General features: G+C 65.9%; 12 protein-coding genes. 4 read left to right on the forward strand and 8 right to left on the reverse strand.

Translation table 11 applies throughout. From position 1 onward, the window contains the following. Window positions 1–8: 8 nt before the first annotated feature. From ASF30_RS01770 to ASF30_RS01785, 3 genes are read right to left on the reverse strand one after another with little or no spacing between them, the layout of a single operon-like run. On the reverse strand, window positions 9–1,472 hold the full coding sequence (locus ASF30_RS01770) for an NAD-dependent epimerase/dehydratase family protein (RefSeq protein WP_055900642.1): 1,464 nt from the start codon (window positions 1,470–1,472) through the stop codon (window positions 9–11). Further along, window positions 1,465–6,537: a family 78 glycoside hydrolase catalytic domain gene (locus ASF30_RS23260; protein ID WP_235480233.1), complete on the reverse strand. Its 5,073-nt coding sequence runs from the start codon at window positions 6,535–6,537 to the stop codon at window positions 1,465–1,467. Before ASF30_RS23260 ends, ASF30_RS01770 begins: the two co-directional genes overlap by 8 nt. Window positions 6,538–6,558: 21 nt before the next feature. Then, window positions 6,559–7,899, reverse strand: a complete 1,341-nt coding sequence (locus tag ASF30_RS01785; protein ID WP_235480234.1) for an MFS transporter — start codon at window positions 7,897–7,899, stop codon at window positions 6,559–6,561. 97 nt (window positions 7,900–7,996) lie between these two features. Between ASF30_RS01785 and ASF30_RS01790 the strand changes: the two genes are divergently transcribed. The 3 genes from ASF30_RS01790 to ASF30_RS01805 all read left to right on the forward strand — a co-directional run bounded on the left by ASF30_RS01790 (window position 7,997) and on the right by ASF30_RS01805 (window position 11,289). Further along, complete coding sequence (locus tag ASF30_RS01790) at window positions 7,997–8,995, forward strand: LacI family DNA-binding transcriptional regulator (protein ID WP_235480235.1); 999 nt, start codon at window positions 7,997–7,999, stop codon at window positions 8,993–8,995. A gap of 833 nt (window positions 8,996–9,828) precedes the next feature. Then, window positions 9,829–10,548 carry a hypothetical protein gene (locus tag ASF30_RS01795; protein ID WP_157496866.1) on the forward strand — a complete coding sequence of 240 codons (720 nt, stop codon included), beginning with the start codon at window positions 9,829–9,831 and terminating at the stop codon, window positions 10,546–10,548. Window positions 10,549–10,920: 372 nt separating this feature from the next. Beyond that, window positions 10,921–11,289, forward strand: a complete 369-nt coding sequence (locus ASF30_RS01805; protein ID WP_055900652.1) for a hypothetical protein — start codon at window positions 10,921–10,923, stop codon at window positions 11,287–11,289. Between the two features lie 18 nt (window positions 11,290–11,307). Here the strand turns inward: ASF30_RS01805 and ASF30_RS01810 are convergent, their stop codons facing one another. Next, window positions 11,308–11,610 (reverse strand): hypothetical protein, encoded by a 303-nt coding sequence (locus ASF30_RS01810; RefSeq protein ID WP_055900656.1) that lies wholly within the window; start codon window positions 11,608–11,610, stop codon window positions 11,308–11,310. Window positions 11,611–11,668: 58 nt separating this feature from the next. Beyond that, the gene (locus tag ASF30_RS01815) at window positions 11,669–11,923 is read right to left on the reverse strand and encodes a hypothetical protein (RefSeq protein ID WP_055900658.1); all 255 of its coding nucleotides are present in this window, start codon (window positions 11,921–11,923) and stop codon (window positions 11,669–11,671) included. A gap of 303 nt (window positions 11,924–12,226) precedes the next feature. Here ASF30_RS01815 and ASF30_RS01820 point away from each other — a divergent pair, with 303 nt between their 5' ends. Further along, entirely contained in the window at window positions 12,227–12,970 is a 744-nt protein-coding gene (locus tag ASF30_RS01820) for a mismatch-specific DNA-glycosylase (protein WP_055900660.1), read from the forward strand. On the opposite strand, the gene ASF30_RS01825 is transcribed toward ASF30_RS01820, so the two are convergent. The 3 genes from ASF30_RS01825 to ASF30_RS01835 all read right to left on the reverse strand — a co-directional run bounded on the left by ASF30_RS01825 (window position 12,967) and on the right by ASF30_RS01835 (window position 21,370). Further along, complete coding sequence (locus ASF30_RS01825) at window positions 12,967–14,004, reverse strand: tyrosine-type recombinase/integrase (RefSeq protein ID WP_157496868.1); 1,038 nt, start codon at window positions 14,002–14,004, stop codon at window positions 12,967–12,969. The two genes, ASF30_RS01820 and ASF30_RS01825, sit on opposite strands and share 4 nt — an antisense overlap. Window positions 14,005–14,006: 2 nt before the next feature. After that, the gene (locus tag ASF30_RS01830; protein WP_055900664.1) at window positions 14,007–14,249 is read right to left on the reverse strand and encodes a hypothetical protein; all 243 of its coding nucleotides are present in this window, start codon (window positions 14,247–14,249) and stop codon (window positions 14,007–14,009) included. A gap of 179 nt (window positions 14,250–14,428) precedes the next feature. Beyond that, window positions 14,429–21,370 (reverse strand): right-handed parallel beta-helix repeat-containing protein, encoded by a 6,942-nt coding sequence (locus ASF30_RS01835; protein ID WP_055900667.1) that lies wholly within the window; start codon window positions 21,368–21,370, stop codon window positions 14,429–14,431. Window positions 21,371–21,440: the final 70 nt, after the last annotated feature.

Here is a 21,440-nt window from a genome sequence, read left to right on the forward strand (position 1 = left end):
TCCGCTGATCACGCGTTCGTCAGCTGATGCTGGCGTTCGATCTGGGCGAGGAATGGATTGCGTTCGGCTTGCGAGTTGTACGCGGATGAGTCACGCAGGCATTCGGGGCACCAATGGCCGGCTATGAGGATGAGGCGGGGGCTTCCAGCGAAGATGTGTCCGAACGCGCACCGCCATACCAGCGGTACGCCGGCCGCTCCGGTTCGCACGTGGGATGAGAGCAACTCTCCGCCACGGAAGGAGGCCGCTTGGAGATAGTCAATGGCCGACCAGGTCGAGGGATCTTTCGCCTCGTCGTAGCCATGGTCGAGGTAGCTGGGGTCACGTGATGGTTCTGGTTCGACGAAGGTGGACCAGTCGCCGATCAATTTCCAGGCGTCGAGGGAGCCGAAGTGCGCCGTGATGGCTTCGTTGTCGCGGCGCCGGATGGCATCCATCGTGCCGCGATCCTTGAGGGTCAGCGGCTTCATGACGAGGTTCTTCACGATCCACGCAGGCACCTTGCCGGCCGACCGCACCGAGCCCGGTGCGGCATCCAGCGCACGCGACAGAGCATCCGCGAAAGTGTCGGCTCGGAATGGAATGAGGTCATTGAGCCGGTCACTGTCGGTGTACCAGTGCCCGTGGAAGTTCTGCGTCGCGAACCAGTTTCGGTCGTACCAGGTGCGGATGTCGCGGACGCCCATCGCGTCACCTATCGCGGTCTGCAACTGCCAATTGGTCAAGCGCCAGCTCTCACCCCCGCCGATGTTGTACACGCCGCCCCAGAACTCCTGCGGCGCACCCTCGGCCAGGGAGGCCAGGAGGCGAGCAGAGTCCTTATCCGATACCCACTCGAGGACGCCCGCGAATGGGGAGTGAGTCATGATCGGATCGCGGATCTCGAGCATGCCGGGGTGGAAGATTCCGGTCTGTCGCAACCATGCCCATTTGGGAAGCGCGGATTCCAGGAGCAGCTTCTCGGCGATGACCTTGGTCTGACCGTATTCGTCGAATTGGGATACCCGAAGAGGGTCTCCGATCCTGCCCCAGTGATGCGGCGCCTGTCGGTCGCCTGTTTCTGCAACCGAGCCGATGCCCACGACCTCGACCCGTGCGGGATCGGGTAGTGCTTTGACGGCGCGGATGATGTTCTGCATCGAGCCAACGTTGACTTTTCGGGCCAGTGCCGGGTGTTCGTCGGCAAGCGGCGACACGACGGCCCCAACGTGGAGGACCGCATCGACGTTAGCGATAGCGTCGCGCACGGCCGTGTAATCGGTGAGGTCTCCCCACACCACCGAGAGGTTGGTCATATCCGCGAACTCGACGAGTGCGCGCTCGTCTGCCGCAGTCCTCTTGACGAAAGCGATGACGTCGACGGCGTCGCGTTCGCGAAGCTCTCGAAGGGTGGCTCTCCCCCAGTTTCCTGTCGCCCCTGTGAGAAGCACCCTGCGCCGAGGCTGGCCAGGCCGGCGGCGGACGTCAGGCATCGACCGGCTCAGACTGGGCCGCGGCGATACTGAGTTCGATCAGTTGCGCGAGCGCCTCATCGGGGATCTCGACCCCGGGAAAGCGAGCGAACTGGCCCATGGGCATCGATTCCACCATCTTCAACATGTTGCCGTTCTGCTCGGCGGCGGCGAGCTGCTCCGCGCTGGCGCCGGACATCATCGCCCCCATCAGGGCGGGCCCGACGACCGGGTGACCGAACCAGTCGCCAACTGTGGAGTCGAGGCTGAGCGGCTCGGGAAGATCGGAGTCGCCGGCAAGGTCCAGGCCGGCCTCAGCAAGGATGTGCATCGACGAGCGTCCCACCTGGACGCCGTACTCCCCCGGCTCCACCTTCCACCGATCTTTGGTCACGTCCCAGAATGCGAAGGCGCGACGATCGAGCTCGAGTTCAACGGTGATGGCTTCACCCGGTTGCAGCCGCACCTTGGTGAAAGCGGCCAGCTCCCGCACCGGGCGGCGCACCGCGCTCGGCGCCGGCGTGACGTAGAGCTGGACGACCTCAGCACCGGCGACATCGCCCGTATTGCGCACGGACACGCGGACCCTCGCCGTGTCCGGACCAGTCGCTTCGACCTCGAGGTGCTCGTACTCGAAGGTCGTGTAGCTGAGCCCGTGACCGAACGGATACCGCACGCCGCGGTCAAGGGTGGCGTAGTAGCGGTACCCGACAAAGATGCCCTCGCCGTATCGGACGACCTCATTCTCACCCGGGAAGTTGAAGAAGGACGGTGTGTCCTCGAGGCTGAGAGGGATCGATTCGGCGAGCCGACCGGACGGGTTCACAGCACCGGTGACCACGTCGGTGAGGGCTCCGCCGACGGCCTGGCCGAGCGCCCAGCCCTCGACGATCGCGTCGACCCGGTCGTGCCACGGCTCCAAGTTCACGACTCCGCCGTTCGAGAGTACGACGACGGTGCGAGAGGCGGCGCCCGCGATGGCGTCGATGAGTTCCAGGTGTTGCGCCGGGAGATCGATCGTCTCGCGGTCGAAACCCTCGGACTGATCTTCCTCGTAGAGTCCGACGAAGACCACCGCCACGTCGGCCGCCTCTGCCGCCTCTCGCGCCTGGGCTCGCAGGGACTCGTCGTCGCCGGAGCCCTTCGCGTAGCCGGGGGCGTACGACACTGCGGCATCGCCGAGCGTCGCGCGCAGTTCATCCAGCGGGATGTCCAACCGCGTCGGGTTGACGTGCGAACTGCCTCCGCCCTGGAACTGCGGGTGTACGGCGAGCTCGCCGATCACCGCGATGCGCTGGCCGCGGCGCAGCGGAAGCGCCTCGTTCTCGTTGCGCAGCAGCACGATCGAATCCGCCGCGGCCCGGCGCGCCAGCGCGTGGTGCTCATCGATGTCGATTCCGGCGGACGGCCCAGCGGGGAGCGTTATTTCGGCGAGACGAGCCAGCCGGGCGACGGCCTGCTCGACCACTGAGCGGTCGATGCGTCCGGAGCGAACAGCTTCGACGATGGCGTCGGTTCCTTCGTCGCCGGTTCCCGGCATCTCCAGATCAAGCCCGGCCATGAGCGCTTCGACGCGGTCCTTGATGGCACCCCAGTCGGACACGACGAGTCCGTCGTAGCCCCACTCGTCGCGCAGCAGCTGGGTCAGCAGCCACCGGTTCTCGGATGAGAACGTGCCGTTGATGGCGTTGTAGGCGCTCATCACCGAGGTCGGCTGTGCGTCCTTCACGACCATCTCGAACGCCGGGAGGTAGATCTCGCGCAGAGCGCGGTCATCGACCTGTGCATCGACGCGCATCCGTTCGGTCTCCTGGTTGTTGACGGCGAAGTGCTTCAGCGATGTGCCAACCCCGGTGCTCTGCACGCCGTGCACGTAGGCCGTGGCCAGGGCACCGGTGAGGAGAGGGTCTTCCGACAGGTACTCGAAGGTGCGACCGCCGAGAGGGGAACGCTTGATGTTGATTGCCGGCCCGAGGAGCATGTCAACGTCGAGCGCGCGGGCCTCTTCGCCGAGCGCGACACCGACCTCGCGGATCAGGTCGACATCCCAGCTCGAGCCGATCCCCGCACCGGGCGGGAAGCACGTGGACGGGCGGCTCTCGTTGAAGCCGAGGTTATCCGCAGTGCCCGCTTGGCGGCGCACGCCGTGCGGCCCATCCACCATCACGAGGGAACGGATGCCGTCCCCCTCGCGCGTCGACCAGAAGTCCCTGCCGGTCAACAGGGCGGCCTTCGCTCGGAGGTCGGCGTCCTCCTCGGCGGTCGGCTCGGGCGCCGTGATCACGTCGAGCGGGATCTCCTCACCGGCCGAGATCGCGGCGTACCCGCGCTCCAGATCCGCGAGCACGCCCTCGGGGCGAGGCAACATTCCGGCGATCTGGCGCGGAGTGGTCTGCTCCTGACCCCGCAGTCCCGCGGACATGTGCTCGGCCGCCTCGGGGATGTACTTGGTGATCACCCCGGTGAGCACGGACATGGCCTGCTTGTCGTCGATCAGCTCGCCGAGCGGGGTGTCGACGGTGAAGATCTTCCGCCCGATGGGGTCGACCTCGAACGGCTCACTGAACTCGTGGGTGCCGTGCTCGACGCTGTGCGTCTCCCCCGATGGGAGGACGACATCAGCGGTAGCGCCTACTGGAACCACGGCCGTGAGCCGTAGCATCCCTCCTTCGAGGATCCACGCGCTGGATGCTTCGCCGTAGGGAGTCTCAAGAGTCGTGGATGCCTGGGTCAGTCCCTGTCGGGGCGGCTGGGGTGCGATCCGCAGACGCCGGTAGCCGGGTTCGGCGATGGCCAGACCTGCCACGACGCGGTGGAGCCAGTCGGCGACGGCGCCGAAGGCGTAGTGGTTGAAGGACGTCATCCCGCTGGGGTTGACGGTGCCGTCCGGCAGCAGGGAGTCCCACCGCTCCCAGATGGTCGTCGCCCCCTTCGTCACCGCGTAGAGCCAGGAAGGATTGTCGGTCTGGAAGAGGAGCCGGTAGGCGACGTCGGCGTGCCCGTGGGCGCTGAGTGCGTCGCAGATGAGGGGGGTGCCGATGAAGCCGGTGGAGATCCGGTAGCCGTTTCCGCGGATGATCTCCGCCAGCCGGTCAGCGGCACGCTGGCGAGCGCTGGCATCGTCGATCAGGTCGAACTGCAGCGCGAGGGCGTAGGCGGTCGCGCTGTCGGAGAGCAGCCGACCGGACCCGGAGACGTACTCGCGGTGGAACGCTGCCTTCACCTCTTCGGCGAGAGCACCGAACCTGGCAGCGTCGTCATTGCGTCCGAGTACTACGGCGGCGTCTGCGACGATCCGTGTGGAGCGCGCGAAGTAGGCTGTCGCGACGATCTCCGGGTAGGTCTGCGCGGCCTCGGGACGGCCAGCCGGTGCGGTGGGGTCGAGCCAGTCACCGAACTGGAACCCGGCGCTCCAGATGCGGTCCTCACCGGCGGCGGCGGTGACCTCGTCGACCCAGGCGGCCATGCTGTCGAACTGGCGGGCCAGTACGTCGAGGTCGCCGTAAGCCTGGTAGAGGGTCCAGGGGACGACGGTGGCGGCGTCAGCCCATCCTGCCGTCGGCCCGTTGTAGCCGGTGGTCTTGGCGGGCACGACCATGGGGGTGCCGTTGTAGCGGGTCTGTTCGACCGCGAGATCGCGAAGCCACGACACAAGGAAGCCTGAGGAGTCGTAGAGGTACTCGGCCGTAGGGGCGAAGACCTGTAGGTCGCCCGTCCAGCCGAGCCGCTCGTCGCGCTGGGGGCAGTCGGTGGGTACGTCGAGGAAGTTGCCGCGCATCCCCCACACCACGTTCTCGTGCAGCCGATTCACGAGCGGGTCGGATGACGTGAACCGGCCGGTGCGTTCCATGTCGGTGTGTAGCACCTCGGCAACGACGCCGGCCGGGTCGAAGTCGCCGGGCCATCCGGTGATCTCTGCGTAGCGGAAGCCGTGGAAGGTGAACCGGGGAGCCCAGTTCTCAGTGCCGCCGCCGCGCAATGAGTAGGTGTCGGTTGCTCGTGCGGCACGGAGCGGCTCAGTGGCCAGCTCGCCGCGTTCGAGAACCTCCGCGTGCCGGAGGGTGAGGACGTCGCCGGCGTTGCCGCTGACGGTCAGTCGGAGTCGACCGACGAGATTCTGTCCGAAGTCGAGGATCGTCTTGCCTGACGGCGACGTGAGCACTTCAGCGACGCTGAGGGTCTGGGTGACCCGCACCGGCGGCCCGTCCGGCGCGACCAAGAGGGCGGCGTTCAGCTCCTGCACTTCGACGGGCGCCCATCCTGTCGCCTCGAAGTCGGCTGTCGACCACGCGGGCTCGTACCGCTGGGCGTCGAAGTCTTCGCCGTTGTAGAGGTCGCTGGATCGAATAGGGCCGTCGGAGTTCACCCAGTCCGGACCGGTCGTGACGACTTGGCGTCGCCCGTCGGCGTATTCGACCTCGAGCTGGACGAGCAGGCCGAGCTGGTCCCCGTAAAGCGCGCGGCGGCCATCAAACCCGAGGTATCCGCGCCACCATCCGTCGCCCAGCCACCCGCCGAGCACGTTTCCGCCATCTCTTATCAGCCCGGTGACGTCGTAGGTCGCATAGCGGAGCCGGTCCTCGTAAGCAGTCCAGCCTGGGGCGAGTTCGTGATCGCCCACGCGGATGCCGTTGAGCTCGAGCTCGAACACTCCGTGCGCAGTCGCGTACACCCGCGCCCGACTGACCTCGGCATCGGCCACCTCGAACTCTCCGCGCAGCAGCGGCGAAGCGATCGCCGGATCGGCCGGGCCGACCAGTTGCGCTTCCCAGTCCGAGGGATGCAACAATCCAGCCTCGACCACTGCGCTCTCGGACCAGTCCGACCAGTCGCCATCTTCACCGATCACGCGAACACTGACCTCGCGCCGCTCCCGAGAAGTCAGCGCGGCGAAGGGCCACGCCACCAGCACCGAGTCGCGGCTGTCGACCGCGACCACTTCGTTGCTGGAGCGCACTTCGTAGCCAGCCTGACGCCAACCGCCGGGGGCTGAGGAGACCTTCCAGCTGAGCCTGGGCGTGGTCTCACTGATGCCGAGGGCGGTGGTGTGGTGTTCGAAGCGGGGAGGTGTCGGTGTGATGCGCATGAGGTTCCTTGTGGTGCGAGGTCAGCGTACGGAGCGGATGCGGAGGATGACGAGTCCGCCGAGAAGGACGAACGCTGCGGCGACGACGAAGAGCAGGGAGTAGTTCTTGTCGCTGCCGGTGACTCCGATGAGGAGGATGCCGGAGGCGATGAACGGGGCGGCGGCCTGTGGGATGGATGTGGCGAAGCCCGTGATGCCCATGAACCGTCCCGCATCCGTCTGCTTCTCGGGCAGCACGTCGAGGAGAAGCGCCATGTCGACGGCGGCGAAGAGGCCGATGCCGAGTGAGACGATCAGCGAGCCGGCGAAGAGGAATGGCAGGTCGGAGGACAGAGCCATGGTGACCATTCCGACCGCCATGATCGCCCCGCCGATGAGGAGGAACACCTTGCGGCGGCGGAGCCGGTCGGACAGGAACCCGCCACCGAGTGCACCGGCCGTGGTGGCGAGCACTCCGATGCCGCCGAGTGTGCCGATCACGCCGGAGACTTCGGTGATGGACAGCCCGAGGCGTTCGGCGAAGAAGAACGCCGTGAAGGTCGTGTTGAGGGTGAGGCCGAAGTAGAAGAAGAAGCGACCCAGCCAGTTCCAGGAGAAGTCCGGGTACTGGCGCGGGTTGTAGACGTACTTGCGCAGAACTCCTGCCAGCCCGATGTGCTCCAGCGGCAGTCCTCGGCTGTCGTCCTCGTGCACCAAGGTCACGAACAGGGTCACGAGCACGACACCCACGAGGCCAGGGACAAGGAACAGCAGAAGTGCGTTGCCGGTCACGCCCATCGTCGCGATCACGCCGAACACCGGGGCGACCTGAGTCGCGAAGCCGGTCAAGCCAGCTACTTTCCCGCGCTGGGCCTCAGGCAGACGGTCGGCGGTCGAGTTCTGCAGGTTGCCCAGAACCGTGCCCCAGCCCCATTGCGCCAGGATCCATCCCGCGCCGAGAACCAGAACCGAGGGCGCGACCGCCATCACGATCAGGGAAAGAACACCCACGATCATTCCGCCGATCATGAACGGGCGACGCCGTCCGAGACGGGTGCGGGTGCGGTCACTCCAGATGCCCATGAACGGAGCCGTCAGCATCACGAAGAGCGCGCCAGCGCCGGTGATGTATCCCAGGTATTCCTGGTGGTCGGGCGCCAACTCGCTCAGGCGCACGGCGAGCGAGATCGCGATCGGAGTGATGAAGGCCAGGAACACGCCGAACTGAGCCAGCACCATGAACCAGATGTAGCGTGCGTTCACAGGAGGCAAGTCGGCGGGGGTGGCCGCCTCAGCAGCGAGGACACCCGGATCGAGCGGCGGTGCGGGGATCGTCGCGGGCATAGGAACCATCATCGGCTCGTCCCGGTGGGGTGTGGTCACGGAAGACTCCATCGTCAAAGGGTGACTAGCGCGCGCTAGCTATGGCGATAGTACATACTGGGACTAGCGCGCGCAAGTAGGTTGATTGGAGCGGTGGATGATCATGCACGAGACAGCGGCACGGAGGGTGACGACCGCTGACATCGCCCGTTCCCTCGGTATCTCGCGGGCCACGGTTGGATTCGTTCTCAACGACACCCCTGGACAGACGATCTCCGCGGGCACCCGGGACCGCGTCCTCAGCGAGGCGAAGCGACTCGGCTATAGGCCCAATGGAGCGGCGCGAGCGTTGGCGAGCGGCCACAGTCGAGTCATCCTTCTTGTGCTCCCCGACTGGCCGCTCGACTACAGCATGCGAGCAAACCTCGATGAGGCTTCGCTCGCCCTGGACGAGGCGGGCTACTCCCTGGTCACGATGACTCCGCACCCCGGTGGTCACGCACAACCACTCTGGGAGACTCTGCGGCCGGACGTGGTGATGGGCATGATGCCGTTCACCCCAGAGCAGCTCACCCAGATCCGGGACAGCGGTGTCACTCATGTGATCCCTGAAACCCCCGCGGGAGAACCCAATTCCGACGAGCAACTCGGATACACAGGCGGACCACGAATCCAAGTCGCCCACCTCGCCGATCGCGGCCGACGTCGGCTGGCATTCGCCGGGTCGACCGACCCCCGTCTGCGCGAGCTCGTGGAACAACGCCGCGGTCTCACTCGAGATAGCGCAGTCGACCTTCTCGGAGCGCCCCTCACTGCGGACCAGGACATCGACGAGGAGTCCGTCTCCCGAGTCCTCGCCGACTGGATCACCGCCGGCGTCGACGGCGTCATCGCCTACAACGATGACGTCGCAGCTCTCATCACCGGCGCGGCACTACGCGCTGGTGTGGACGTGCCCGCCGAACTGGCTGTCATAGGCCACGACGACACACCCCTGGCGCGGCTATTCGTCCCAGCCCTCTCGAGTGTCCGCATAGACAGCGCCGGTCTCGGTCGGTATCTCGCTCAGCTGGCGCTGAGCGCAGCCCTCGGATCACCGCCCCCAGCCGCAGGACCGGAGACCGAAGCCGTACTCGTAGCGCGCGAGACGACCTGAAACGATTCGGTCCCCGTCGGCCGCGGTCCCACATTGGAGACCCGCCGATAACGAACAACCATCAGCAGCCGTGACCATAAGCCCCGCAATATCAAACAGAAGCTGACAAACGTGGGACGGCTGAGTCAGCGTCAGACGGGTAGCGCGCGACGCATGCCTCAGAGCTTCGACCGGCGAGCTGCCTCGAGTCTCGGGCGGCCGCCCGAGACCGGTACCGCAAGCCGTCGTACCAGAAACTCGACTCTGGAGAAATCCCGATGAATGGCACATTCCGTATGGGACTTGAACCAAGAACATTCATCAGCCGGTTTTCAACGCCAACCAAATTAGGCGGATGACCGGGGATTTTAAGTGCTGGGGTACCTGGACTCGAACCAAGAACAACGGTATCGGGTTGAGTGGATTCCGTCGATCCCGCTTGAACAGACTAAGGCCCTCACATCGGCGGAAATCCGGGGAAGTCTCGGGTTGACTTGCGTCAGAAGCCCCCGTCAGCATCCCAGAAACCGACCCAATTTACGGGGGGGTTTGCGGGGAGCGTCACGCACCGCTTTCGAGCTTCCCGTTTAGCGTATCGTCTGCCTTTCGGCACTGGACGTGGGTTGCTATGTTGACGTGGTCGAGGTCGGCGAACACATCGGACAGTCAGCACCACGACGACCCTCCTGTTCCGGGAGGCACACCGGCTCTGGAGCGTGGTCTTGGGAAGCGAGGAAGCAACTGAGTGAGCCGATGTTGAGCCCGGTTTACACCTACTACATGCGCGGCATCTCCAGGTTTGATCGGGGATTTTACATTTGGACTTTTGCGGTGGTCTCCCGCAAACTGTCAGCATGACAGGGGAAACACCGACCCACCCGGTCCATCCCGCCGCCGCTGGGATCGACATCGCGGAGCCGCCACCAATCGAACGAGCGATCGACGCGATGCTCGCACCTCACTTCGCCGGAACCAGTTACGAGTTCAGGCCCTCGTCCTACTGGGGCGACGGGGAGGCGGAAGTCGAGATCTTCAACAGCCAGAACGAAGAGTCGGCCCATTTCCAGTTGTGTGTACCAACCGCGACTCCCGACGAGGTCTTCCGCCTCGTGTCAAAGGGAGTCGTTGAACTGCACGGCGACTGGTCGCGCTATCTCGCGTTGGACCTATCGGCGGTTGCCAGCCACACACGGCGGCAGCTAGGGCTGACAGACGAGCAGGCAGCAAGGCTGTTTTGGGAGATGCTGGGTCGCGAGGTGATGGCTTCGGACCCATGGACCAATGAGGAGTTAGCAGTCCTCGAAGAAGCGATTGATGTTGAGGAGGACAGGGCGACGGCCCTGCTCGCGAGCATGGTCTCTCCGACAGGGCATGCGGCGGTCGATGACCGGCTTGCTTCTGGCGCATCTAGCGTCCGCCAAATACTGGTCAGCGCCGTGGCCGCGAATGTAAAATCAGGTCATCGTGGCGCAGCGGCATTGCTAGACGGGGCAACGATCAGCGCTGCTATCGAGGCTGCCAACTCGAACCCGACAGCCACGTCGGATCCTGTGTCTGGTTCGGCGCCAGAATGAGGAGCCATGACCTTCGGATCGAAACGCTTGGCCCAATTCTGTCGGTCCGCCAGATGATCAAGAAGTGGCCAGACTCGGAACTCGAGATCAGCGCCAACCGCCTCCTCTATGTTCAGACGAACGACGGTGCGGTCTTCATCCCGCTAGTCCAGTTCATCGATGTTGATGAAAGACGAGTAGTCCCCGGGATACCAGAAGTGTTGACCGCTCTCGCCCGCGGTAGCCAGGACCGATGGGAATGGGTGCGTTACCTGACCGGAGGGAGCCCGGGCCTCGATGGGCGGTCACCGCTGGACGCTCTCCGCGCGAGTGACGTGGACACGGTCGTGGCGGACGCCCGGCGAGTCGCAGCAGCGTGGAGCCACTGAGCTGGTGGAAGACACCTTCTGGGAAGACGCCGGCCCTTGGCTTACGACCGACGAGATCGCTGACAGGCTCGGTGTTGCAAACGATGAAGTCGACCGGCTTCGGGTGAGCGGCCACGCCTTCGCTGTCCGGTGGCTCGACGGGACCTACGGTTACCCTGACCGGCAACTTACCGAGGACCAACGAATTCTCCCAGAGTTGTCAGCCGTACTTCGGGCGGCCGCGGGGATGTCCGACGCATGGATCAGCGGATGGCTAGCGTGCGCCGCGTGGAAGAACGATGTGACCACACGCTGGGACGTGTTGGCCAGCGAGGAGTCAGCATTGGTGGCCAGGTGGATGGCCGATGACGTCGCTTGGATCCGTCGGCCCTGACAGCGGTCACTGGGATAGCTAGCAAGCGAGCACCAGTTCGACACCCTCACTGACGTAGTCGGCCAGCCAATCGCGCGCCAGATAGCGAACACCAGCCCAGTCCTCCCCTGTCAGCGAGACGATGACATCGAATCCGAGGTCCACGGTCATCAACTCGATCCAGACGAACTCCTCCCCTGCCTCCTCGCTCTTCCGGTCCCAGGTGACGCTGATCTCGTCGGTGATCTCGCGCACCAGGTCGAACACGGCGACGCCGAGTACGTCGGCGCGCTCCTCGAGCAGCTCGTCGAGGTGGCGGTCGAGAATCGGTGTGGTTGGCATGGGCAGGCTCCTGGTGGTCGGTGAACGGGTTGACGCCCACTTCATGCGCGGCACCCGGTCAGGCTTCGTCTGGGTCCTCGGGCTCGGTGATGTCGATGCCTTCCTTCCGCGCGACCCACTCGATGACGATCGTCGCGGTCTGGACGCCGCAGATGAACGCGTGGATCGCCAGGATCAGTGCGCCAGCCCCGAACACCCAGAAGGAGTTGGTGGCGACACCCCATGTGAATGCGCCGATGATCAGGATCACAGTGAGGGCGTTGTCAGTAATCGTGCGGAAGATGGACTTGAGAAATGCGAGTTTGGTGTTCATGCCCGGTACGTGTGCGGCTGCGCCGATCGAGCGCGTCGCTCGCACTTCGTGCTCGCCGTGACCTGTGACGCCTCCCCTGGTCGCGACCCGTGCCGACGCTGAGCCGTGCACAGCTTGGCGGGGGCGAACGCGTTTTGGTCGGCTGGGTAAGCGGTCGAGCCGGACTGCTGATCGGTGGACGTCGAGGACCACTGCGCGGGAGCTCGCCGTGGTGCTCGACGCGGCGGCGGGTTGGTCAACTGCTCGGGCCCTGTCGTCTGCCGCGGCGGTGCGGCTGTCGGTGAGCGCAGCTAAGCTCCGAGCGTGGTCCTTCCTGACGTCCTGGCTCCCGGTCTTCGCGCGGTCTTCTGCGGTTCGGCGGTCGCGATGGCATCTGCAGCCGCCGGTCACTATTACTCGCATCCCAGCAATCAGTTTTGGAAGCTGCTCGCCGCGACCCACATCACGCCACAGCAACTGAGCCCGACCGAGGACGCAACGCTGCCGGAGTTCGGCGTCGGACTGACGGACCTCGTGAAGACGCGCGCTGAGAGCGACGACCGAAATCTGCGTCCTGAGGATTTCGACGTGCAAGGGTTCATCGCGAAGATCGAACGACACTCCCCCACCTGGCTCGCCGTCAACGGCATCGGGACGACCGGCGCAAACCTCGCCGCGGCCCTCGGGCACCGGAAGCCTGCCAAAGGCCAGCAACTGTGGACGATCGGCGCGACCCGAGTGTGGATCCTGCCCCAGTCCGGCGGACGGTCGCCCGCGCCCCGTCTCCCCGACTGGGCTGCCTTCGCTGAGCAGGCGCTCGGAATCACGCAGCACGCGACGGCCGTCCGTGCGACTGCTCAGTCAACGAAAGCAGTCGCACCCTCGGTGATGGCTGGTGCTCTCACACCGGCCGATCTCTCGACCGAACTCGGAGTGCCGGCCTCTGCTATCCGGCGTTATGCACGCGACCAAGGGTGGCGGGACGACGAGACGAAAGGCAGTTCCTGGGATTTCACCGCCGAGCAGGCATCCGCCATCCGAGCGAATCTCGCAGGCTCGCACGACTAAAGCCCAATCTGCGTGACCGCATTCCCCTCCAACGGCGTCTCGAACCTGGCGTAAACCGCGACCGTCGCCTCACTCCTATGGCCGGTCTGCCTCATCACCTGGGCGGCGGTCGAACCGGAGCGCAGGGCGGTGGTCACGAATCCAGCACGGAGTCCGTGCGCGGATACGCGGTCGAGTGGGAGTCCGGCGCGTTCCCAGCAGGTGCGGACCCGACCGTTGATCGCGGCGCCACTCATCCGGCCGCCGATCGCACCGCCGCGGTGGACAGTGCGCAATAGCGGTCCGTCGGTGATGGGCGCGGGTTGACGGCAGATATGTCCGATGGACAGTGTTGCGAGCATCTCGGCGCGCTGTACAGGGTCGGCCGCCACGATCTGACGCCAGCGGACGACGGCGCATGCCGCGCACGTGAGCGGATTCGCTCCACGTGGGACTGCCTTCACGAGACCAATGCCTCCCTGGTCCGTTTTGCTGCGCCGGATCAGGACGTGGAGGCCGTCCTCCGGGTGCAGAGTGACATCGGTGTCGTCGAGTGCAGCGAGCTCGGAGCGTCGGGAGGCGAGGGCGAACCCGAGCAGGAGCAACAGCCGGTCGCGGTTGCCTGCGACGGTCGCCAAGTCGAGGTGTGCAAGCACCTCGCGGAGAGGACCGAGGGTCAGGGCCCGCGCGCGTTTCTGCGGTCGGCCGATCGTCCGCCGGATCCCGCCGAGCGTGCGACGGATCAACGGATCGGCGGACGGTTTCGGGTGGCCGGCGGCTTCATGGATCGCGGAGATGCCGGCGAGGCGGCGGGTGATGGTGGACGGGGCTCGGCCGGCGTCCGCCTCAGCTGAGAGGAAGGTGGCGACCGTGCGCGGTTCAGCGGGCAGCGACATGAGGTTGTGCGCCGCACACCAGCTGTCGAAGGCCGCCCAGTCGACGGCATAAGCGGCGCGCGTCGCTGGGGCGATCGCCGCGTCCAAGTAGCGGAGGGCGCTCCCGGTTGCGGCTTCGAGTTCGCGGGCCGGTTCAGAGCGCGTGAGGTCCGTCGTCATCGTCACCACGCCCTCAGGATTTCGACCGGAGTGAGCCGACCATCGAGAGAGCGGAACCCGTGGCCGTCCCCGCGGTCTGAGACGATCGCCCAGCCGATGCCTGGTGACAGACCGATGCCCGCCGCGTATGTGTTGGCGGCGTCGGCCGATTCGAACCGCGACCGCAGCAGAAGTTCGTCGCCGACGACAGTCGACGCGTTGGAGACGAGGATGGCGTAGATCGGTGAGCAGTGTTCAGCTGGCATGGTGGGGGCTCCTCAGGGGTTCGCCCACTTCATGCGCGGACAACTCCCTAAGTGCGATAACGGTTGTTCTCGTCTGTTGAGAATCGGGTGTCCTTGGCTATGAGAATTGCCCGATTCCGGCCCGGCCGTCGAGTGGCACGTCCAACGAAAGCCCGCAAGAGGATCCCTCAACGCGAATCTCAGCTTCGCGTATATGGGGCACGCCGTCGTGGAGGCGCCAGCAGGAACATGGCCGTCCCCAGGAGCAGTGTCGTCAGGGCGAACGCAAGGTATGCCGCTCCCGCCCAACCCGTCGAGGCGAGCGATGCCGTCGGCGGTCTCGGGTCGCACACGGGGGTTGTCGGCGGATATGCCTCGTCAGCGGCGACGGTGGGATTCACCCGGAACTCGACCGTTGCCCGTGTGGCGATGGCCGCGAACGGCGAGTCCGCGTCTTCAGTCCAACTCCCGTCGGGGAGTTGCCGCCACCCCGGCCAGCCGACTGTGGCGTGGTCCGCATTGAACACGATGCCGGGCCAGGCCTGGCTGCCCTCTATCAGATCGCCGTCGACGTATCCCGACGGTATGGCGATGTAGTCGACCTGCTCGGCTCCGTCGGCGATGATCGCGGTCGCGTCGTCGGCGGGGATGTGGGGGTCGCGGGCTGCGAAGGCGTCGGGGGTCCACCAGATCAACGCAATGCGCTCACCCGGTTGCGTGTCCACGTTGTACAGGCTGAGCGAATAGTCGAGCCACGCCGCGCTCGCTCGACAAGCGGGCGAAACGGAGGACGTGATGGCCTTGACGGGGATGTCGTCGGTTCCGCAGTCTTCGGTCCCTAGCGCTTCGAGGCAGGCCGTGTTCGATAGAGGGGCGGGGCTTTGCCCGTATGTGGTGGCGGGCAGGTCGCCGACGATGGCTTCATAGGTGATCGTGGCGGCGCCGGGCGACCAGGAGGGGGACCGCGCGACGAGTCGCTGCGGGGTCGATTCCGAGACGTCCCAGCCCGGTGGGGCGACGATACTCGCGACGTCGAGCGTGAGCCCGTCGGGCATGTCGTCTGTCAGGAGTGCGTCGGGAACCAGAACGGTGGAGCCGTTCGCGAACTCGAGCGTGTAGAGGATCCGTGTGCCCGAGCCGGATTCGACGCCGTCGTCGACAGCCGGGTCGTGGAGCTTCCGCTGAAACCCGATGATCTCGATGTCGGCGCAGGCTTCGGCGGGGCGCGCGATGGTGCCGCTTGTCATGGTGGCGGTGTTGAGGTAGCCACCCGCCGCACCTTCGACGCAGCGGGCACTGTCGGTGTTGAAATCGGCCGCGATCGACGTTCGTACGACGACTGTGTAGGTGTGGACGACCGGTCCGGCGATCGCGGACGGGAGCTGGACTTCAGTAGCGAGGTTGGTGGCGGAGCCGCCGTTCCATGTCGACGTGTCGACTCCGGCATCGTTCGTGGCCGTGGCCGACTCGATCGCGATGCCTGCCGGGTAGGCGAGCGCATCGTCGAGGTCGTAGTAGAGCGGAGCCTCGCTCTCGTTCGTCACGGTGAGTGCGTAGGTGACGACGAAGACCGGGCCTGGTTCGACGTCGACAGATGCGACCGACTTGGCGACCTGGGGTTCCGCCGGTTCATTGCAGGCGGTGTCGGTGCTGGTGGTGGTGCCGTCGGTGACGACCGCGGTGTTTCGGAAGCCTCCCCGCTCGGGGTCGCTGTCGGTGCCTGCGCAGGTTGTGTCGGCGGGATCCGTCGGCGTGCTGATGATCGTCGCGGTGGCCGTGACGGTGTAGACGTCGATGGCTCCACCGGCCAGCTCGACTCCGGCTCCGAGGGTGATCGGGCCGGAGGGATCGGGCTGGCTCACCGGGGTACCGCCCGGAGGGGTGAAGGTGAGGTTCGTGACCGTGATCCCGTCTCCGAACCGGGCCACGTCATCGGTCAGGTCGTACACGACACCGATCACCGGGGATGTGTTGGACACCGTGACCGTGTAGTGGACCAGCCACGACCCGTCCGGCTGCTGCGCCGACGACACCCACGTCTTGTCCACCAGCGGCCTGGCCGCGCACTCGACCGTGTTCACGACCTCGAGCGCTGTGTGCGCCGACAGCAGAGTCTGCTCCCCCAGATCCCCCGACCCGTCCCCGAGCACACACCCGACCGGCAGGGTGGAATCGTCCACGGTCTCAGCGATCACGACCGTCGAGCCCGCTGCGAATGGTTCGTATCGAGCTCCCCACTCCGCGGCGACACCGTTCACCGTCAAAGACGCGACCGACGCCAACCAATCCGGCGCGTCCGCCAACGTCATGTCCACGCCGTTGACCACCCAGGTCTTGTCGACCTGCAACGACACGGGAACATCCGCACAGGCATCCGCGACGATGACCTGTCCGGCCGACGTGAGTGTCGCCGTGTTCAGCACTCCGGCCCCATCCTCGCCGTCCTCACACGTCAGCAGGGCCGCCGGCGTATCAGCCCCGACCGCGACCCGCAGGGTCGCCGTGTACGACAGCGTCGTCGATCCGCCACCTCCAGCCGCCGGGATCATCCTGGCCGTGGACGGTAGAGCCGGAGTGAAGCTCGGCCCGGTGATGAGGGTCGCCCCGGCGGGGAGTGGCGGGACCGGGTCGGTGACTGTGTAGAAGAGGTCCTGCAAGGATCCGTTGGTCACTGTGATCGTGTACGACACGTCCCACTGTCCCGGTGCACCGTCGACGGCCGATACCGAGCCGGTGGTCTTGCTGATGGTCGGCAGCGCTGGTTGCGCACAGGCGTCCACCTCGGTTGCGCCGTTCAGGGTCGCCGTGTTGCGGAACGCCCGACTCGTACTCGTGTTCGCGCAATCGAGGGCACCACCCGGTTCGAAGTCCGTCCCCGCAGCCACCGTGTACGACACCGTCAGCTCGTAGGTGTGTGTGGTCGCCGGCCCGATCGATACGCCGTCAGCCAACACCGCACCCGCCCCGGCACCCGTCCACCCCGGCACCGGCACCGGACCGCCACCCAACCCGTCATCCACCGTCGCCGACGTCGCGATTGCGGTCACCCCTGCTCCAGGACGCAGCTGATCATCGAGATCGTAGGTGCCGTCCACGAGCGTGGATGCGTTCGACACCGTCACCTCGTAGCGCACCAGCCACGACCCGTCCGGCTGCGCCACCGAGGACACTACGGACTTGGCCACAGTCACGTCCGGGGCCGCCGTGTTCTGGATTGTGCACGTCACGACCTGATCAGCACTCAGCCCCGACAGCGTGGCCTCCCCGCCGATCGTCTCCGACACCGTCACGTCCCCGCCACCGGCATCCACGCACCCCCATGAACCTGCCGTGAACTCGGCCGGGAACGGATCAGCCGCCGACTCCGACAGGAGGTAATCCACTCCTGCCGTGACCTCCACCAGCCCGGTGTCGCCCTGACCGGACACCGTCGCACCGGCACCATCCGGGGTGGCTGTCACCCTCCACACGGCCGGGTCGAAGGAGGCCGGCACAACCGTCTTCAGCAGCCGCAGGCGCGGCAGCGACTGGTTCGATACCGAGCAATCCACCACTCCACCCGGGCCGACCACGAAATCCGTCGGATCCACCGTTGACGTTGATCCATCGGCAGCAGTCAAGACACAGGTCAGAGAGCCCTCGGCCCAGCCCGGCAGATCCTGCTCCACCAGTGAATACCGCTGACCCACAATCAAGTCCGGCAATGCCGTCGATCCCGACCCGCCGGCTGTCACCACCGGCACTTCCACGGGCGCGCCAGCCGTCGGAACCGTGTCCAGCACGAACACGAATGACCCGTCCGCCCCCACGGACGACTTCGTGATCGTTCCCGCGCCGGGGACTGCTGTGTTAGACACCGCACACGCCACCACCCCGCCAGGCCCCACCACGAAATCATCCGACCCCACAGCCGAGACCGACTTGTCAGCAGCCGTCAGAACACAATCGAGTGACCCGTTCACCCAGCCGGGCGTCGACGTCTCCGAGATGCGGTAGTGCGCCCCGCGGACGAGTGGGGGGAAGTCGACGGTCGCCGTGCCGCCGACCGTTGTGACCTCGAGCTCAACGGGGTCGCCATCCGGCAGTTCCTGCAGTTCGAATTGGAATGTGCCGTCGGGTCCGTCCACATTCTTGGTGATCGAGCCCCTGGCCACGCAGTATTCGGGGTAGAGCACTTGTGTTGTAAGGCCCTCGTGGATGTACGCGCCGCCGCCGTCGTAGTCCGTCGCGAAGACGCGGGGGCCGCACGGAGACCCCCAGTCGTTCTGGCGTGGCTCGGTCTCCTCACGTGCGTCGACGGCGACATTGCCGTTGATCATGTCGTTGCTGGGATTCGAGTCCTCTCCGACTTCCGCAGACGGGAACGTCACGATCGCGGTCGAATCCTTGGGGAAGACATTCTCCGACACTTCGATGGTGTCGCGCAGGGTGCGCATGACGCTCGGGTTGGGCGGCGCATCCGAGGTTCCCTTGTTGATCATGCTCGCGGTTCCGACGCCGACGAAGGGTCCGTCGCCCGTGAAGGTGTTGCGGAACACGTCGACGCCGCTGCTGGACGCGCTCGCGGTGTCGAGGTTGTACCAGTCGGGTGCGATCCAGATCGCCGCAGCGGGGGTGTCCGGCGGGATGGGCGACGCCCTGACGATAGATGGGGCTAGCGGGGCAGTGGCACCTGAGGCTGCGACTGCTGCGATCGGCTCCTCGGGTACGTCACTCAGCGGAGGCTCGACGGGTGGATCGCCGAGCGATGGCGCCTCGGCGCGGGCGTCGGCTGCGGCGAGGAGCAACGGATCGCGCGTGAAATCGATCGTGTTGTCCTGGGCGACGAGGTCATGGACGGGGTTGCCTCGGAGGACGTAGGTGCTCGTTCCCGAGACGACGTTCCGTTGGAACGTGATGTCGAACGCGCCGAGAGGAAGATACAGACCTGCGACGTTGTCAGTGAAGGTGTTGTCTTCGAAGACGATGTCGCTCGACACCTGTCGCTTGTCGATGGCGTCTAGGGATGACGGATTGATCGTGAGGTTGCCGATGCCCGCGTTGTCGTGGAACGTGCTGTTGCGCAGCTCGTAGCCGGTGATGGACTCGGCGTACGTGCCGTACCAGGTGGCCCCGGAGACGTCGAGGTCCTCCGCAACCGCGTTGTAGCTCATGTCCAGGTACAGGCCGGTCGTTCCCCCTTTGGTCGTGAGCCCCGTGATCGTCATGCCGTCGGTGTAGTAGAAGCGGACGCAGTTCGTGCCGTTCTGGAAGGTCGTCCCAGCATGGCCCGTCACGGTGGTGTACGTGAGCGTGAAGTCCGCGTCCTCATGGCCGGCGACCCCCTCGCCCCACGCATCGACGGTGGAGTCGGTCACCGTCGTTCCCGTCGTGTTAGCCGTGTAGATACCGATGCCTGCGTCGGTGACGGTCGTGTTGGAGATCTGCGGTCCGGGGATCGTCGTTCCCGACAGGCGGACCCAGGTGGCTCCGATGCCTGTCGCAACCTGACTGACCTGTACATCGTCGATGATGGTGTTGCTCGCTCGATTGGTTGTCACGCCCGTGGTTCGGCTGATCGTCCGATCGACGCCCGTGACCGTGACGCCCGTGACGCGTGCACCATCCGTTCCTCCGAGGTTGACGCCGGTGGCGGATGCGGCGCCCGTGAGACCGATCGCGCTGTCGCTGACCACGAGTCCCGTGGACGTGTTGGTCAGAGGCACGTTGATGCCGCGCGCGACGTCGGTCGCGGTCAGTCCGCTGACGATGGTGCCGGTGGCTGCCGCTATCTCGACCCCGACGGTGGAGATCACGGTGGCACCCGTGCGCAGCATGCCGGCGACGGTCACGCCCGTGATCTCGGCGTCGACACTCCCGCCGAGCTGCACGCAGTTCACGACGGACGTGATGACGCCTCCGGTGATGGTCGGGCTCGCGCTCGTGTTACCGGCTGCGAAGGAGATGCCGTCGCGGAACCCAGAGATCGTGGCGTCAGTGATCGAGACATCTGCTGCATTGAGCACGTTGATTCCGATGAAGCCGGCGTTGTTTGTCGGATCGCCGAGGTGGGTGACTGACACATCGGAGATCGTCACGCCCGTCGTGGCGCCCAGGGATATGCCCGCCGTCGCCGCCGCGATCGACACATCGGTGATATCGGCGCCGGCTGCTGTGCTCGTCGCCGTCGTGACGAGGCCATTCGTCGCGTCCGCGATGGTGGTCGCGGTCACGGTCGCATCCGCCGCTGTGGCGAGATTCACCCCGATGATCGGCCCGGTGATCGTCGAGTCGGTGACCGTGCTGCCGGTCGACGTGGCCAGGTTGACCCCGGTCGCCACGTTGAGAGAGTCGAGCCCGCTCACCGTCGACCCCGTCGTGGCATTGAGAGATGTTGCGGTGCCGCCCGATCGCCGTGTGACTGGATCGTTCGCCACCTGGAGGTTCGCGATGTCCGCAGTGGTCGTGACGTTGAGGGCGATCTGGTTGTTCGCCGTCGGAGAGAGGACGACGTTCTCAAAGGTGATCGCTGCGCCTGTGAAGTTGAGCCTGGCGAAATAGAGCTGCACTTGCGGCGTCGCTGTGATTGTCACCGACGTCGCCCGCGTGAATTGCGGTGTCGTGAAGCGGAATGCCGTCCCCAGCGAAGTGTCGATATGGATGACTGCGTCCGCGGGCGCCTGCGCGAGCGCGGCCGCGAAGGTGACGCGCGTCCCGGGGTCGGTCGCACCCCACCATGCGATGCCGAGGGCATCGGCGAGCGTCGCTGAAGTCAGCCCGACCAGGGTGCCCGGATCGATAGCCGCGGCAACCGCTGCTCTTGATGCTGCGCCGCGCTCCGGCCGGATGACGGTCGGGAGGGTGGGCGGATCCTCGAGCGGCGAGGCAGACTCTGGTGGATTCGACGGCGCCGTCTCGTCGGCGGCGGGAGCCTCCCCAGCGTCGTCGGGTTCCTCTTCGGATTGTGTCGCGTCCGGCGGCTCGGTTGGCGATGCGGGCGGAGCTGAGGACGTAGCTGTTGGTTCGTGTCCGCCAGCGTCGCCTCCGGCGATCGTGAACGTGGGAAAGAGCAGCGCCGAGATCAGCGCCGAGACGGTGAGCGTTGCCGCTGAGGGCCTGAGGAGCGTCGCCGCATGTGCGCGCATCGCCGACCACTTGGCCATTTCAGTCACCTCCCCATCGGAGACCACTTCAGACACTAGCGACTTTGACGAGGATCTGTCAGGTTCGGGT

The sequence above is a fragment of the Leifsonia sp. Leaf264 genome (assembly GCF_001422325.1).
Lineage (GTDB): Bacteria > Actinomycetota > Actinomycetes > Actinomycetales > Microbacteriaceae > Orlajensenia.